General features: G+C 35.0%; 14 protein-coding genes. 11 read left to right on the top strand and 3 right to left on the bottom strand.

The window, feature by feature from the left end; translation table 11 throughout:
• Positions 1-201: 201 nt before the first annotated feature.
• Entirely contained in the window at positions 202-1,128 is a 927-nt protein-coding gene (locus ACHLI0_RS12285; RefSeq protein ID WP_414202626.1) for a hypothetical protein, read from the top strand.
• Here ACHLI0_RS12285 and ACHLI0_RS12280 read toward each other — a convergent pair.
• Genes ACHLI0_RS12280 through ACHLI0_RS12270 form a run of 3 tightly spaced genes read right to left on the bottom strand, consistent with a single transcriptional unit; the run spans position 1,114 to position 6,367 of the window.
• Positions 1,114-2,601, bottom strand: coding sequence for a TolC family protein (locus ACHLI0_RS12280; protein WP_490749269.1), 1,488 nt, complete (start codon positions 2,599-2,601; stop codon positions 1,114-1,116). The genes ACHLI0_RS12285 and ACHLI0_RS12280 overlap by 15 nt on opposite strands.
• A 41-nt stretch (positions 2,602-2,642) precedes the next feature.
• Positions 2,643-4,820: a peptidase domain-containing ABC transporter gene (locus ACHLI0_RS12275; protein ID WP_074556518.1), complete on the bottom strand. Its 2,178-nt coding sequence runs from the start codon at positions 4,818-4,820 to the stop codon at positions 2,643-2,645.
• A 26-nt stretch (positions 4,821-4,846) separates the two neighbouring features.
• Complete coding sequence (locus ACHLI0_RS12270) at positions 4,847-6,367, bottom strand: HlyD family secretion protein (protein ID WP_490749268.1); 1,521 nt, start codon at positions 6,365-6,367, stop codon at positions 4,847-4,849.
• A gap of 58 nt (positions 6,368-6,425) precedes the next feature.
• Here ACHLI0_RS12270 and ACHLI0_RS12265 point away from each other — a divergent pair, with 58 nt between their 5' ends.
• The 10 genes from ACHLI0_RS12265 to ACHLI0_RS12220 all read left to right on the top strand — a co-directional run bounded on the left by ACHLI0_RS12265 (position 6,426) and on the right by ACHLI0_RS12220 (position 17,759).
• A complete protein-coding gene (locus ACHLI0_RS12265; protein ID WP_490749267.1) occupies positions 6,426-8,285 on the top strand; it encodes a glycosyltransferase family 2 protein in 1,860 nt (619 codons plus the stop codon).
• Positions 8,278-9,243 (top strand): lanthionine synthetase LanC family protein, encoded by a 966-nt coding sequence (locus ACHLI0_RS12260; protein WP_490749266.1) that lies wholly within the window; start codon positions 8,278-8,280, stop codon positions 9,241-9,243. Before ACHLI0_RS12265 ends, ACHLI0_RS12260 begins: the two co-directional genes overlap by 8 nt.
• Positions 9,244-9,311: 68 nt before the next feature.
• Complete coding sequence (locus ACHLI0_RS12255; RefSeq protein WP_490749265.1) at positions 9,312-10,079, top strand: hypothetical protein; 768 nt, start codon at positions 9,312-9,314, stop codon at positions 10,077-10,079.
• 60 nt (positions 10,080-10,139) lie between these two features.
• Positions 10,140-10,895, top strand: a complete 756-nt coding sequence (locus tag ACHLI0_RS12250; RefSeq protein ID WP_490749264.1) for a hypothetical protein — start codon at positions 10,140-10,142, stop codon at positions 10,893-10,895.
• A gap of 123 nt (positions 10,896-11,018) precedes the next feature.
• On the top strand, positions 11,019-12,107 hold the full coding sequence (locus ACHLI0_RS12245) for a TIGR04149 family rSAM-modified RiPP (RefSeq protein WP_490749263.1): 1,089 nt from the start codon (positions 11,019-11,021) through the stop codon (positions 12,105-12,107).
• 8 nt (positions 12,108-12,115) lie between these two features.
• Positions 12,116-12,712 carry a hypothetical protein gene (locus tag ACHLI0_RS12240; RefSeq protein WP_259011966.1) on the top strand — a complete coding sequence of 199 codons (597 nt, stop codon included), beginning with the start codon at positions 12,116-12,118 and terminating at the stop codon, positions 12,710-12,712.
• 697 nt (positions 12,713-13,409) lie between these two features.
• Positions 13,410-13,820, top strand: coding sequence for a hypothetical protein (locus ACHLI0_RS12235; protein ID WP_490749262.1), 411 nt, complete (start codon positions 13,410-13,412; stop codon positions 13,818-13,820).
• Between the two features lie 250 nt (positions 13,821-14,070).
• Positions 14,071-15,996, top strand: a complete 1,926-nt coding sequence (locus ACHLI0_RS12230) for a glycosyltransferase (protein WP_490749261.1) — start codon at positions 14,071-14,073, stop codon at positions 15,994-15,996.
• Between the two features lie 11 nt (positions 15,997-16,007).
• Entirely contained in the window at positions 16,008-17,114 is a 1,107-nt protein-coding gene (gene glf, locus ACHLI0_RS12225; RefSeq protein WP_490749260.1) for a UDP-galactopyranose mutase, read from the top strand.
• Between the two features lie 12 nt (positions 17,115-17,126).
• Positions 17,127-17,759, top strand: coding sequence for a TIGR04149 family rSAM-modified RiPP (locus ACHLI0_RS12220; RefSeq protein ID WP_074559599.1), 633 nt, complete (start codon positions 17,127-17,129; stop codon positions 17,757-17,759).
• Positions 17,760-17,806: the final 47 nt, after the last annotated feature.

The following is a 17,806-nucleotide window of genomic DNA, read 5'->3' as shown; positions in this document are numbered from 1 at the left end:
TTTTTTCGGAGAAGGGGCTTAGTTTTTCCAGTTGAACGCTGTTATTAATCAGGATTCTATTTTGTAAATGAACAAATCGTTGCTTTTATTGGACTATATGTTCTATCTTTTTCTGATCAGTATGCTTATTTTTGTACACAAGGCTCATATAGCCTTCCTTTTGTATTGAATCATAGTAGAACTTTTAATTTATATACTATAATGACACCTTTAATAAAGAAAATAGAAGCAGCTATTAAGAAAATCGATAATCTTGATAGACTTTATGCAGATATTGCTTTAGTTTACACAAACTCAATTTATAATAGCCGGGTCATCCAGTTGAATGACTATTTGTTGCACAGTTGTGAAAGTGGTGTTACAGATACACATTACTGTGATCATGAAATCATAGTCTCACTTACGACATACGAGCCACGCTTATATGAAACTTATTTGGCTATTGAATCGATAATGCAACAAACTGTAAAAGCGAATCGAATCATTTTATGGTTACCTGATTCACTTAAAACTACAACTCTGCCCAATACTTTACAACTGCAAATGAAGAGAGGACTGGAAGTAAGATATTGTAAGGATATTCGTTCATATAAGAAACTGATACCAGCACTGCGTAGCTACCCTGATGATGCAATAATTACAATTGATGATGATGCGATATATCATATTGACCTGATAGAAAAATTAGTCAATAGCTACATCAAAGATCCTCAATTTATTTATTTTAACCGAGGGCGTCGTATTAATTTGCAAGATGGAAAGTTTTTACCGTATTTGGGGTGGAAAAAATGTTTTGATATGGAGGCATCTGTTCTGAATTTCCCTACAGGTGTTGGTGGCATACTTTATCCGCCACATATTTTTTCTGATGAGGTTTTTAATGAATCGGTTTTTATGAATATATGTCCGTTTAGTGATGATATTTGGTTTAAAGCTATGGCACTTTATAATAATAAGTTATGTAAGAAAGTCTACACCCATAATAGATCGGGCAATGACTATCTGGAAAATCTGAGTGTGCAAAACTGTGCTTTACATCATATTAATCATGGACAACAACAGAATGACATACAACTCAAAGATGTATTTGAGAAATACGATCTTTACAAAAAGTTAATTGCCATGTGATGTGACAGGAAAAAATAAATCTTTTAATTCAGTTTGTTTGCTAAAGTCGAACAGTGTATTTTTGCGTAGAACACAAAAGCTATTCCAGGCGTTTTGTATGGCATTGTAATATCTTTGCATGGCGCTGTATTGTTCTTGCTGTGCAGAGGCTAAATCATAAACGGATACTTTGCCGGAGTGGAATTTATGTGCCAATAATACATATTGATCCTGAGAGAGTTGATAACTTTTAGTTGCAACAAACCATAGATTCATATTGTGATTATAATCTTCCACTATATCTTTTATGTTGTTATCAAAATTGATTTCTGCCTGATCTATTTCTATCATACTGTTTTGATAGTTGTTCTTTGCCATGCGAATCTTGTTACGGTTGATACCCCATTGAAAAATTGGAATCTGAACCCCTATCATGACTCCTTGAGTATAATCCGGCTTTTGGTATGCATCCAGAAAATGATCGGAATATTGGTTGAGTCCGTAGCTTATTTTAATGTTGCCATTGAAGCGGTTGTTAAGTTTGGCGGTAAATAGTGTTTGTTCGGCTTTTAGTCTTTTTTCTTCTTGCGATAAGGCAAACGGACTATTGTGACGGGCATAAACAATAGCTGACTTTTCGTCGATCTTCAAAGGTAAATTGAATTCCGGGGTTAATATCTCTACTTCTTCATCTATCCATTCAGGCCTGTTCAGGAATGTGCTAAGTTCTCTAAGTGCTTTCTGATAATTCTTAGTGGAATTCTCGAAAGCATATTTGTTATTCAGCTGTTGTAGCTCCATTTGATGATATTCATATTCGGTGAAATATCCATTGTCGAGTAAGGCTTTGCTGGCAATGAGAAGAGTATCCGATATGAGAAGATTCTTATGTGACAAATCAGCTGCGAGCTTACTTGAGAACAGAGTCATGAATAGGTTTACAGCTTTTGTTTGGATATCTGACATTTCCGAGCAATATTGTTTCAGTGAGTTATTATATACTGCATGCTGTATACCTCTTTGCCTCTTGTAATTATAGAAACCTCCGATGAAGGGTTGCGAATAGTTGATGTAAAGTGGATTAGTTCCAAAACGATTCCTGTTATTCGAAAATTCCCGGAGGTAGTTGAGGCGTGAACTGACACTGAGCTCGCCTCCGATGATACCGACTTTTTGTCGGATAGCTATTTCTGTACTGCTATTGTTGGAGTAATCTTCTACATATGAATAATTTCCACTCTCAGAGTTCTGCATTAGCTTTTGTGAGCGGTTAAAGTTTACAGGGCTTAAAGAGAAAGCGACAGATGGTAGAAATTCTTTTTTGTAATTCTCAAACTCCAATATGGAATTCTCGTGTGACAACTTGATCTTTTGTGCCGATGGTGACACCAGACACCACTCGTTTAATACTTGTTCTAAAGAAATCTGATATGGTTGTCCCTGTAAAAGTGCAGGAAATAGCAGAAACCATATTGTTATCCATTTAAGATTCATATGAATGTCTCTATTTATGTTGAATATTAGTTTTTATATAGCTATGATTGGGAAGAGACCAGGTTAAAGTATTCACCTTTTCTGGCGATAAGATTTTCGTGATTGCCTACTTCTACAATTCTGCCTTTATTAAGAACAACAATCTGATCTGCGTTTCGTATGGTACTTAGCCGATGGGCTACTACGATAACAGTCCTGTTTTTGAAAGCACTGTTCAGTGCTTCAACAATCTTCTTCTCATTGATGACGTCCAATGAGTTTGTAGCTTCGTCCAGAAAGAGAAAATCCGGATTACGGTATAGTGCCCGTGCTATCAGTAATCGCTGTTTCTGTCCTCCGCTTATTCCTCGTCCCTTCTCTCCAATTACTGTATCAAATCCTTTGGGCATACCATTGATTTCATCCTCTATCTGGGCCATCTGACACACTTTGTGCAGATGATCGTAATCAATATGTTCGTCATCCAATACAATGTTTGCTAATATTGTTTCACTGAATAGTTTGCCATCCTGCATGACTACCCCGCACATATTTCTCCAGGTACGCAGGTTGATACTCGATACATTCATGTTGCCCATTTTTATTTCTCCAAAGGTTGGTTTATAAAGTCTGACTAATAGTTTGAGCAGAGTAGATTTTCCGCTACCGCTTCCTCCTACGATAGCCGTTACTTTATTTTGCGGAATAGTCAGGTATATGTTAGTCAATACTAGTGGAGAATTAGGGCTATATTGAAATATTATATTGTTTAAACTGATGTCTCTGTTTTCGGGCAGAATAGAGGTACTGCCAATAGAAAGCAGTTCTTCTTCATCTTGTAGTTGTCTGATCTCATTCATGCGTAGAAAACTGATCTTGGCATATTGAGCAGATACAACGAAACTGATGAATTGAATAAGTGGACCATTAAGCATTCCAATTATAAATTGCGTAGAGATCATTACTCCGAAGGTGATATCACCTTTTATAACTGCACTGGCACAGAAAAATACGATCCCCATGTTTTTTATATTTTCAATGAATTGGGCTCCCAGGTTTTGTGCATTAGTGATGTTGAGCACTCTTTTATTGACTTTGTATAGCCTGGCTTGAATTCCTTCCCATTTCCATCTCCTGTGTTTCTCGTAATTATATATCTTGATATCCTGAATTGCGGATACGGTTTCTACCCAATAACTTTGGTCTTGGGATATGAGCTCAAAATATTCCCAATCCAGTTTCTTGCGGATACGGAGAAATAATAATACCCAGCCTGCGTATAATATTGAACCGGACAGGAAAATATAGAATATAATCGGGTTGTATACCAAAAGTATGATTCCGAATATGATAAATGTCAGGACAGAAAAGATCATTGATAGTGAGTTACGCATAATGAAGCTTCGGATACGTTCATGATCACGTGCGCGCTGGAGTATATCTCCTAAAAGCTTATTTTCGAAGAATGTCACCGGAAGCTTCATGAGTTTTATCAGATAGTCTGATATTAATGCAATATTGACTCGTGAAGTAATGTGTAATAACACCCAGTCGCGTATGACATTAAATATGGTAATACTCAACAGTATGCTGATATTGCCGATCAATACCATATTAATAAAATTGATGTCAGAGGTCTTTATGCCTACATCAATAACGGCTTTGGATATAAAAGGAAGTATTCCTTGTAGCAAGGTAACTACCAGCATAATGAAGAATATCGTTGCAAAGCTGTTCTTGTAAGGAACAAAATAACGCAGGATACTGATGAAGCTATTTTTCTCCAGTTTCTTTTCGACATCGCTTCTATTGAAATCTATAGTCGGTTCTATTGCCAGAAGTACGCCATTGGTTGCTCCTTTCTGATACCATCCTTTTTTGAATTCTTCGTGAGTGTATTTAATGCGTCCTTTAGCCGGATCAGATACCCATATGTATTTCTTATTGGCATGATAGACAACAATAAAATGAGAGTCTTTCCAGAAAAGAATTGCAGGGAAAGGGACTTGGTTGATGACATCTTCCAATGTGCATTTAATGGCAAGTGTACGTAAGCCGATACTTTCGGCTCCGGTACTTAGATCCAGTAAAGAGATACCTTGACTGGTTATGCCACAACGGTCTCTGAGATATTGTAAAGAGTAATATCGTCCAAAATGTTTGGCTATAATTTTTAAACATGCCGGACCACAATCTTGTGAATCCATCTGGTAGTCGACTGGAAATCTATGAAATATCATTGTACTATAGAATTATAATGGGAAGTTTATTGTTCTGCGTTTGCCTTCAGGTTATCAAATAGTCTTTCTATGAGGCGTTTCGGCTTTGTGATAATCTCGGATGTGCCTTGAGATTCAAAATCCAGATCGAGCATTTTTCCGAAATTAGTCTGTAATCCATCAGGAAAAGTTATGATTATGCGATAAACATTGCTCTCTGCCTGAGTAGTTGATGGCATTTGAACCTTGTTTGATAACCGTGAGATTGAACTGACTTTACCCTTGATTAGTCCATATTCCATATATGGATAATTGTTAACTTTTATATTGGCGGTTTGACCTATTTTAACTTTCCCGATGCCATAGGATGGAACTATCATTTCACCAACGATCTCATTCTGATCAGGAAGAATAGAGAATAGTTCCTGCCCATTTTGTACAAAATAATTTTCTCTCCAGAATCCCAGGTATTCCATTTGCCCATTAATAGGACTGATTTGTAGATATTGCTTTTTCCATGCATGAATAGTGTTGGTCAATTGGGATTTGCTGACGGATAATTCTTCTCTCAACTTATCCAGAGTTTCTTGCTCTTGTAATAAATATTGTTGTATTTGTTGCTCGTTCCTTTTAATCTGTGCGGTATATGACAGTCTGCTGCTGTGCAGTTCTTTATATGCTGCCTGTAAATCGTAAAAAGTGCTCTGCTGACGTTGAAAATCTTGCTCACTGATAGCTTTTGCAAGATACAGGATGCTGTCTTTGGTCAATCGTTCTTTTTCGATACTTAGCTTTTTCCCTTTTAAAAGAAGCTCCTTATTCAAGTTTTCTATGATTTCAGAATTTATCTCATTTTGCTGTTGGAGACTATTGCACATCGTTTTATAGACATCAGAGTGCAATGTCCGATAATATTGGGAATGTGCAATACAAAAAGAGTTGTACGGGGAACTCGCTCCTCCTAATATAAGCCCGGATCTGATAGGGAAATCTTCAAGATCTTGATTGCTATACCTATTTAATAGGGAATCTAGAAGCAAGATATCCTTGTAGTTAGCTTCATTATCTATATAGGCGATTACTTGATCTTCACATACGGATGTTCTGTTCTCATGTAGTAAATGTAGCTTACCGGATGTATTTGCCACTAGCCTGACAGGGGCAATATGCGCTGTTATTGAGATCTGACCATCTACAGAGTCAGGATATTTAATAACAAATCCTAATATCAGAATTATAAGAATAAGTAGTGTTGTTAGTATTATTGCATAGGTTGCTCCTCTTGTAGGCATCCTGTCAATAATGGTTTGTACCTCTTCACTTCGTTGTACGACTTCTTCTTTTTTTTCTTCTTCTTCTATTTGTGCTTCCATAAAATAAGATTTAAACAACATTCGGTGTTTTTCCTCTGTAAAGTAAAAACATTTTGAAGTGATAACGAGGGAAAAGTTGTTCAATAAATGAAAGAAATTGATCATAATAATCGATTTTGTTCTTTTGGTATACGTTTTCAAGTTTTTTGTTAATAAATGAATAGAAAGTTTCATTTTTTGGGCCATAAATTTCATTGTTTTTACTTATTATCCCCGTTCTTTGTCTTCACATAACAACAAAACCTGAAATATTATGAATACACACTTTTCGGTTATAATGCCTACCTATAATCAGGCTTCTTTTATTAGAAGGGCTATTCTAAGCCTACAAAGACAGACTTATCCCGATTGGGAATTAATTATTATAAATGATGGTTGTACGGATGATACGGAGATGTTTATTTCCGACTTCCTGAATGATGAAAGAATCGTATATATTAAAAATGAAAGTAATAAAGGTCTGGGGTATGCTTTAAATCAAGGACTTAAAATTGCCCGAAACGAATTGATAGCCTATTTGCCTTCCGATGATTATTATTTTGAGGATCATTTGGAGTCGGTTTATAAGAAGTTTCAAGAATACGATGATTTGGTCCTTGTATATACAGGTATGAAATATGCCTCTCCGGATACCATGTACTATACATCTGATACCGAAAGTAAAGGATTAAAAAAAGGATGTTGTTTACAATTGGTTCAGACAGCGCATAAAAAAACGGATGAACGCTGGCTGGAAAGAAGCGAATGGGTGACTGAAGATCTGTTTGCTATGTTTTGGTGTAAATTGACAAAATCCGGTACTTTTGGTATGACTAATAAGGTATCTTGTTACTGGACATTGCATCCTGCGCAGCGGCATTGCATCATTGGTGAGAAATATGGAGGAGGAATCAATAAATATAGGAGTTACTATAAGATTCAGTCTCCTGTCAGGATGAAAGTTTCCAAATATAAGTTCATAGATGAAGAGAAACTATATGAGAGTTTTAGAAAAGAACAGAAGGCTTGTGAGAATCCTCTGAAAATTTTGATATTAGGAGAACTGGCTTATAATCCGGAGCGTATTTATGCTTTGGAGCAGGCCGGACACATATTATATGGGCTGTGGATACAAAATCCTACCTATAGTTTCTCTACAGTAGGACATTTACCTTTTGGACATATAGAGGATATTCCGTTTGAGAATTGGAAACAGGGTATCGAGGAGGTGAAACCAGACATCATTTATGGTTTGTTAAACTTTGGAGCAGTTCCTTTGGCATATGATGTGCTGAAGGCTTTTCCGGACATACCTTTTGTATGGCATTTCAAAGAAGGCCCATCTGTTTGCCTCCGCAATGGTATGTGGAACAGGCTGATATACCTGTATACCCATGCGACAGGAAAGATTTTTCTGAATGAAGCGATTAAATTATGGTTTGAACAGTTCTTACCACCAAACCATGGATTGTCTTTCATAATGGATGGAGATTTACCCAAGAAAGATTATTTTAAGAACGATTTCTCTTCTAAACTATCATCACAAGATGGAGCCGTACATACTTTGATTGCCGGAAGGATGATTGGTATTTCTAATAATGATCTGTCTGTTCTGGTAAGGAACAACATTCATATTCATTTGTATACTGAAAACTATCATGCCTGCAAGGAAAAGGCAATGGTGCGCTATATGCAGATAGCACCGAAGCATTTCCATATTCATTCCCATGTTTCTGCAGATAACTGGACGAAAGAGTTTTCGCAATATGATGCCGGATGGTTGCATTGCTTTAAAAGCCGTAATAATGGTGATTTGTTGAAAGCTACCTGGGATGATTTGAATATACCTGCTCGGATTAGCACTTATGCGGCGGCCGGGCTTCCGGTGATTTTTCCTGATAATAGTAAACATATTGCGGCCACTCAGGAACTAGCTGAAAGATTGGATGTCGGCATCTTCTTTCATGACTTTTATGAATTATCGAATAAGTTGAAAGAACAAGTAAGAATGAAACAATTGACAGATAATATGCATCGTAGTCGGGAGGTATTTAGTTTTGATTATTATGTTCCTCAATTAATTCAGCTTTTCAGAGATGCAATCAGAATAAAAAAACAGAATATATATGGATAAAATACTTCAGCAGATAGCCAATACGATTGTTGCTAATCTGAAAAATACAGAATCGATAGGGCTTTTCAATGGAAAAATCGGAATTGCTCTTTTCTTGTACAAATACGCTCATTATTCAGGAAGTACAGTTTATGAAGAGATCGCTTCAGAATTGCTAGATGATGTATTCAATCAATTAAAACCCAATATTTCTCCCAGCATAGTTGACGGATTAGGTGGTATTGGTCATGGATTGTCTGTACTCTTAGGGGAGCATTTAGTGGAAAGTGATCCCGAAGATAATGTGTTGAATGATATTGATAAGATTCTACTTTGTGATATTCGTTCTTCTTCTATGAAGGAACTACGTAGCCCTTATCCTCTATATTCTTCAGGGTTGTATTTGTTGTCTCGTCTTTATTATGATAAAGCTACTGTAGATCAGGCATGGGTTACTAATATCATAGTGCAAGCCAATCTTGTATTATCGGATTGTATCAGGCAAAAGAAATATGGAATGCTTAGACTTCCATATTTAAACTCAATCTTGTATGTGTCTTTGAAATTATCAGAGATGAGGGAAATAGAAGTAGATACTTTGGAAAGTCTGTTCAGGGATATACTTTATTTGTCTCATCAAGTTATTCTCCAGGGGTGTTATCGTGAGACCGATATAGTGTTATTCCAAAGAATTTTCTCTCAATTGCCTCCAATATGGGAAGTGGAATGTAAACAGTTACGAAAATTGGTAGAAGAATTAGTCGTTACCGCACCTCAAAATAGTATGAATTTCTGGTATGATAACTTATGGTGGAGTATCATCTATGATATAGCTATAGTAGAAGACGTCTCGCTGGATAAGATAGAATATTTTGTTGATAAAAAGGTTGAAGAGTCGTATTTTGATGAGCAAATAGTAAATAGCAATCTTACAGCTGTTGGATTATGGCTTATGAAGAATCCTTCGCGGGATATATAGCAATAAATGATTGATGGGCAATGCCGTTATTTATTTTTTTAATAATTGATAATAATAAAAAAAGTAAGATGAAAAAGATTACAAAAACAAATTTGCAGGGATTACGCCAATTATTCCCTGTGTTAGGAAAGGAAGAAATGCGGTGTCATGTAGGAGGAAATTCAGATGGTTACTATGGTGATGATTGGCTTAATCATGGGTTTGGAGGTTATGATCCTGATGGAAACTATACTTGGCATAGTGGGTATACAAAAGATGAATTTGATAATTGGGAAGGTCCATGGTATGGGGGCTGGGTGTATGGTTTGGGGTATGTTTATCCTGATGTTAATATTTATGGTTACCAAGGAGGGGCTGGTTCGGGTTATTATGGCTTTGGCTACTATGGTTCAGGTTACGATGGTTCCAATTATTATTATAATGGTTATTATGGAAATAGTGATGAATATGGCAAGATTGATTTTGCTCAAGATAGTGGTCAAATAGGACAAAGTGTAATTGATGCAATGCGTCAATATTTCGTTAATGATATAAGTGATATGAGAGAGTTGGTGGATTTTGATTCAACAAAATGGGGACAAGGCTATGGAGCAATTCGTAGCGATTATTTCTACTATAATGGTAAGGAAGTTCAATGGACAGTAGTTAATGGAACAGCCGCAGCTAATAATTATCGAGAAGTATATTCTCTTGCTACATCTAATCTGGTACAGAATCCAGAATATAATAATTATGAGATACAAATTAAATTTAGTGATCATAGCACTGCTCTTCGTCTTCAAACAAGGGATTATGAGACTTACATAGCGCTTTTAAATGCAGTAGGATATCCCTAATTTCTCTTAAACTTCTAGAAATAGTAGATATCTCATTATAATTTTAAAATTAGTATAAATATGAAATATAGCTTTATTTTTTTATTTCTATTCATAGTGTTTTCTGCTTGTGGGCAGAATAAGGAAGCTGAAATAACTTCGTTAGAAACAGAAATGGTAAGTTTTTTTCAGGGAACATTAGAGGAGAATTACGGTCAAAAAGATGCTATTGATTTATTGGTAAAAGGGATGGAACGATATCATTTTAATTATTTATTGGAAGTTGACAAAGAACGGTTAAAGCAAATAAATAAGAAGCTTTATTCTGGTTGGCTCTATTCCTATTTTTTGGATGGAGTCGATTTGAATGATTCTTGTGCAGTGTATGTGCCGGCAGGTGTTTCAATATCTGAGTACGGACGAACAGATGAATTTCGTGCGATTCTGAAAAAAAAGAATCTGGATGATCCTCATCGTGTCCATTTTATTACTGACTCCGCAAAGTATGTATATGGCAGAGAACAAGTAGAAAATGTAGCTCTTCCATTTAAAATCGATATTAGTGGATTTACTTATAAGCAAAGGGAGTTGGATCATGCTTCTCATCCTGCAATGAAAAACATTTGTAATTTGATAGATATGACTGGAGTTATTCCTACTACAGTGTTGTGGGGGGTAATTGCTACAAATAAAGATAATATCTGCAGTGATTTTAAAACGGACCGTGATGTACAAATATTCTTGACGCTTTATTTTTGGAGATATTTGTGTCATTTTGCGAATATTGATTTTTATACAGGTTTAGATAAGACTGAGGAGATTTTAAAGGCAAAGTAGATTCGTTTGGCAGTCTATATAGCTTAAAATTGTAATAAAAATGCAGTTATTGCTGTTTTTTATTGAAATAAATAGAAGAGCTTCAATTTTTCGTGTTTCTTGTATAATGATAAATAGAATAATATGAAGAAGATTACAAAAACAAATTTTCAGGGACTGCGACAGCTATTTCCTGTACTAGAAAAAGAAGAGATGCGTCATTATGTAGGTGGTACCTTTGGTGGTTATTATTATACTGGTGGTTGGAATGGTGATGGTGGTTATTACGATTCTCCTGGTTCTGGTGGTAGTTCTTATTACTCTCAATATGATTTTGATAATTGGGAGGGTCCTTGGTATGGCGGTTGGGTTGAAGGTATGGGTTGGGTTGCTCCGGATACAGATATTTATGGACATAAGCCTGGAGGCAATCCTCATGAGTATCCTTATTGGTGGTATTATGATGAACCTTTGGAACATCCTAATTGGGATGGAAATTATGGTGGATATTATCCCGGTTATACTGGAAATGGTTACTACTATGGATATGGTAACTATGGTGAAGGGTATTTAACTGGTGGTGGAGGTTTTGGTAGTACTTCCGGAGATAGTTTTGGCAATGCTTTGACTGATGGCGTAAATATTGGCAATATAAGAAACTTTACTTTAAATTTAGATTCTCAGCCTGTATTTAACGAACAGATGGTGAATATTTTAAAGAGTAATTCTGTACTTAAAACTTTGCTTAGTTATTTTGATAAGGGCTATTTACATCTGACATTTAGCATAGAAGGTATGGATGGGCATACTACAGCTTATACAACACGGCAATCTGATGATTCTTATCATATTGTTTTTAATAGTCAGTATATAACTGATCAAGGTTGGGATATTCCACTCAATAGGATAGATAATATTGGTTATGATTGGAGTAAAGTGAATACTGTAGATGAGGCATTAGTGGTCACGTTAACTCATGAGGCTATACATGCGAATCATCTTGCAATATTTAATGACGCTTTGCTTCAAGGAAAAACCTATTACGATACAATATTTATTTTGCAAGAAAAAGGATACAGCCAAGAATTTATTGATATTTTTGTAGATAAAGAAACGGCTGGCTGGGAACAGGATGGTGAGCAAATAAAAGCTAACATGCACGAATATATGAGAAAATATGATCATGGAGTTATTGATTCAGCGCTGGAAGAATATCGAAAAGATTTTAAATAGTAAATGTTATGAAAGCGAATATTATATTTTTTGCGTTATTGTTATTATCTTGTAATTCAGGGAGCAATAAAAGAAAAGCCGAGGTAGAGAGATTTACAAAATTAGAAGAATTTCTCTTATTGCCTTTTGATTCGGTAATGAATATGTATGATTTGTCAAATGATAGTATTGTGGATTTTCCTGATTTATCTAGCTATACTATTAAGTCACTTAATTTGTCTGGCAATTTGTTGGATACAATTATTCCACATTTTTTACCTAAAGGATTGGAACGTCTGAATCTTTCAAATAATAAATATAAAGGATCTGTAAATATAAGAAGATACACTATCCCCTCTTTAAAAGAGGTAGACTTATCTTATAATACATTGGATAGCATAAGAATAACCGAACCATTATATCGGATAATATTATCACATAATAATTTAGTTTTTATTGGTTTAAATCAAAAAAACATACAATATCTTGACGTGTCTTATAATATTCATTTAAATAGGCTTGTTCGTTTTGAACCTTCACTTATAGATACAGTTATAAGTGAAGGAGTTGCAGGAGGGAAACCTTTGATAGGACCAATTAGTAAGAATGCTGGGTATCATTTTTAATGATCTTAAATAACAGATGCTATGAAATATTTAATTTATATATTATTATTCTCTCCCTTTTTGTTATCTTGTAGAATGGGGATTAGGAAGGAATCTAGTAAGCAACCTTTGACGAAAGAACTTACTAAATTGGAAAAGCTTTTTTTGCTGCCTTATGATTCAGTTATGGTCTATTATGATCTGTCAAATGATAATATCGAGAATTTTCCGAATTTGTCTGCTTTCACTATTAAATCGCTTGACTTGTCTCATAATCTGTTAGATACAATTAATCCACTTTTTTTACCTAAAGGGTTGGGAAAATTAAATCTTTCTCATAATCTATACTGTGGTTTCATACTCATAAGGAAAAATACGATCCCCTATTTAAAAGAATTGGATATATCTCATAATGCATTAAATAGAATAGATATCCTCCTTTATACCGTATAAATGTATCATATAATGATCTAGATGTTATTGATCTGAATCATAAGAATATACAATATCTTGATATCTCTTATAATTCTGATATTTCAGAAGGGTAAGCTTTGAGCCTCTTTGGATAGATACATTAGTACGGGATGGGGTTGCTGATGGGAAACGTCTTTTGGGACCGATTAGTGTTTCTTATGATTACAGCCATTAAACTTAATATTGCGTGCATTGTCGATTCAGCGTTAGAAGAATATAGAAATGATTATAAATAGGGAATAATATGAAAAATGCAGGTCTTATATTTTTTGTACTTCTTTTTTTGTCTTGTCATGCAGGAAGTAAGAAAGGAACTTTGGAATATGTCTCAGTGGAGAAACTGACTAAATTAGAACATCTATTTTTATTACCTTCTGATTCGGTAATGAACGCATATGATTTATCGAATGATAGTATTGTGAGTTTCCCTGATTTATCTGCTTATACTATTAAAACACTTAATTTATCTGGTAATTTATTGGATACAATTATTCCACATTTTTTGCCTAAAAAGTTGGAGATACTAAATCTTTTACATAATAGGTACAGTGGGCAATTGAGAATTAAGGAGGGTACAATATGTGCTTTGAGAGAAATTGATTTATCCTATAATGCATTGAGTAGCAAATATGTAGGTGACCTCTTTATCGCATAATTGTATCACATAATGATTTAGTTGAAGTTGATATAAATCATAAGAATATACAGTATCTGGATATTTCTTATAATTCTAATATGTCAGAAAGGGTTACATTTAATCCTGTGAAGATTGATACTATTGTACGGGAAGGTGTGGCTGATGGGAAACGCTTATTAGCCCCTAATGCTCCCCCTCTTCCTCATCCCACTTTTATATCAGAGTAATGAAGTGATAGAGCGATATAATTAAAATACTAAAATAGATTATGCATAACATCCCTAAAATAATACATCAAATTCAGGAGGAGACACAACCGCAGTTTTCGGCTTTTTTTTCAAATCTATCCCAATCATGGGTAGAAAATCATCCTTTATGGCAATATAAACTTTGGAGTCTTCATGATATAAAAGAATTAATTCATTGTGAATTTCCTCACTTTGCCACATTTTGTGACAATAATTTGAATAATAAACTACTATTAGAAATAAGTCGTTACTTTATATTATATCGTGAAGGGGGAATATTTGTAGATTCAGACATTGAATGTATTGAGCCTTTTGATGATATTGTAAAGGATAAGCAGTGTTGTTTCTCATATGTTCCACAACTATCTTCCAAGAAGATTATTTCAGACTCATTGATAATATCTAAAAGGGAAAGTTTATTTCTGAAATTTATTATTGAAAGATTAGATAGTAATTTAAATTGTTTGGTTGGGGAAGGAATATCCTTCTTAAATAAAACATATTCTTTGTATGATTGTAAAGATGAAGTGGAAATAATATCTTCTTCAATTATCAATCCTTGTTCTCCTATTGAAATAGAATTGTTGCTTAATGGAAAAATCTCAGAGAATTCTATAGATAATATTATATCTGAAGCTCATTCAATTTGCTACTATTTAAAGGAAAGAGCACAATCTAAAAGAAGGATGAATAGTATAGATGTATTGTATTTAAGTTCTATTGTAGGACAAGGAGGTGCATTTAGGGCTGCTCATAGAATACATTTAGGATTGAGAACGATAGGAATTGATTCTAAAATGTTAGTCTTAAATTCAAATTTGGGAGAAAAGGGTAACTTATTGGACAATATTCATGTGGCTATTCCAAGTCCGCAAGAAAAAGTTGGCTATCATAATGATTTGGAGCCTTTAAAACAGTATCCTGCATATAATATGGCATCTCATACGTTTGCTCCTGCTATGGCAGGTACGGATGTGAATAGGTATATTGATATTTTTAATCCCAAAATAGTGCAAATTCATTGGATAAATGCCGGATATATAAAGATTGAAGACTTAGGTAAAATAAAAAAGAAAATTGTTTGGCGTTTGGCTGATTGTTGGCCATTGACAGGAGGATGTTATTATTACGGGGATTGTAAAAGATACTTAACCGGTTGTGGCAAATGTCCGAAACTTGGCTCAGAAGACATGGATGATTTGTCTCATGAAATTTGGAAACGTAAAGAGAAGGCATGGAAGGAGATGGATATGGTAATAGTTGTTCCAACTCTATGGATGAAACAGTGTGTTGAAAACAGTACTCTTTTAAAAGGGAGGGATGTTTTTGTTATTCCTAATGGGCTTGATCTTGATAAGTTTTACCCTGTTAGAAAAGAAGTAGCAAGAGAGGTTTTGAATATTCCGTCAGATAAAAAGGTGATACTTTATGGGGCTACTAATGCTATAAATGATAGGAGAAAAGGTTTTTCATTATTATTGCAAGCGCTCCAGTCATTGTCAGACGCATATAAGAATGAATATTATCTTGTCATTTTTGGAGCCGAACGTCAGAGACTGGATTTGGATATTCCTTTTAGATTTATGGGGTATATACGTGATCATCAGATTCTGCAAGCTTTGTATTCTGCGGCTGATGTTATGGTTGTTCCTTCATTAGAAGAAGCTTTTGGACAGACAGTAACGGAAGCTATGGCATGCGCAACACCTGTTGTTTCATTCTTGGAAACCGGACCGGAAAGTATAATTGAACATAAGAAAACCGGTTACTTGGCCCGGTATGCTGACGAGAAAGATTTGGCGGCTGGAATTGAGTGGGTGCTCAGTAGTACAAAGCTAAATGATGAATTGTCGGTTAATGCAAGAGCCCGGATAGAAGAATCTTATGATATAAGGATTATAGCAAAACAATATGAAAAGCTATATCATCAATTATTGAATAGTTAGATTTACAGACTATGAAACATTATGATTATCTTATTGTGGGCTGCGGTCTTTTCGGTTCTGTCGTGGCAAGAGAATTGACTAGGAAGAGGAAAACTTGCCTTGTTATAGACAAGCGTAATCATATTGGTGGTAATATTTATACAGAAAAGGTGAATGATATTGTCGTTCATAAATATGGTGCTCATATATTTCATACAAACAACAAATATGTATGGGATTATATAAATTCGTTTGCAGAGTTTAATCGGTATACGAATTCTCCATTGGCAAATTATAAAGGCAAACTTTATAATTTGCCTTTCAATATGAATACTTTTTATCAAATGTGGGGAGTGAGAACTCCAGCGGAGGCTTTGAGTATGATTGAGACTCAAAGGCTTGAAGCAGGTATAGAGGAGCCACAGAATTTGGAAGAGCAAGCGATATCTCTTGTAGGGAGGGATATATATGAGAAATTGATAAAAGGGTATACTGAAAAACAATGGGGGAGGTCTGCTGTAGATTTACCCGCGTTTATTATTCAGCGCTTGCCTGTACGTTTTACTTTTGACAATAACTATTTTGATGCCAGATATCAAGGAATACCTATTGGAGGTTATACTTCGATTATTGAGAAAATGTTAGCAAAAGCAGACTTACTGTTGGAAGTGGATTATTTTTCAGATAAGGCATATTGGGATACTTTGGCGGATAACATCGTTTATACGGGTGAAATAGATCGTTATTTCGACTATTTTTATGGTACTTTAGAATACCGCACTTTGAGATTTGAGACTACTTTACTTGAAGGTCAAGCAAATTTTCAGGGGAATGCAGTCGTAAATTATACTGATGCTGATATTCAATATACACGTATTGTTGAGCACAAACATTTTGAGTTTGGCTGCCAACCAGATACAATTATCACTAAAGAGTTTCCAGCTATATTTGAAAATGGAGCAGAGCCCTATTATCCTATAAATAATAAAGAAAATAATAGTTTATATGAAAAATACTATCAACTGTCTCAGCAACAAAGTAATGTGTTCTTTGGTGGTAGATTAGCTGAATATAAATATTATAATATGGATCAGGTAGTAGAATGTGCATTAAAGATGGTTTCTCTATTAGAATCATAAAACTAATAAATTATGAAAAAGATTACAAAAACAAATTTTCAGGGATTGCGTCAGCTATTCCCTGTGTTAGAAAAAGAAGAGATGCGCCGTTATGTCGGTGGAAACTCTGATGGCTATTATTATAATAGTGGTTGGAATGGCTGTGGAGACTACTACGGTTTTCCTGGCTCTGGTGATAGTTCTTATTACTCTCAATATGATTTTGATAATTGGGAAGGTCCTTGGTATGGTGGTTGGGTTTATGGTATGGGCTATGTCTATCCTGATGTTAATATTTACGGAACTTATGGGGGCCCAAAATACACATTGGATGATTTGTTCTATTGGGAGGGAACATGGAATGGTGGATATGTAGTAGGAGTAGGCTATGTGGGACCGGATAACAATGTGACGACTTATGATCCGAATAAATTGCCTCAAACGGGAGTAGAGATTTACGATATGATGTATCGTAGTGGTTTTGATTTAGGATATGAAGCTGGGCAATCTGGAAGTACATGGGCTAATGTTGGGGCCAAAGCTGCTGCATTTTTGGCTGCAGCATCAGCTGGAAGCGACTTTGGAGATGTAGATTACGAGATGATATATTTTTCTCAAGGCATCAGAGAAGGATATGCAAAAGGTAAGGCTTCAATGGGGTATTGAATATTTTTATAATATAATTCTTATGACTTTAATTTAAATGAGTCATA

This window comes from Bacteroides sp. RCH18, from assembly GCF_058231005.1.
The sequence above is the reverse complement of the archived record's forward strand: the minus strand, read 5'-3'. Positions and strand labels throughout refer to the sequence as shown.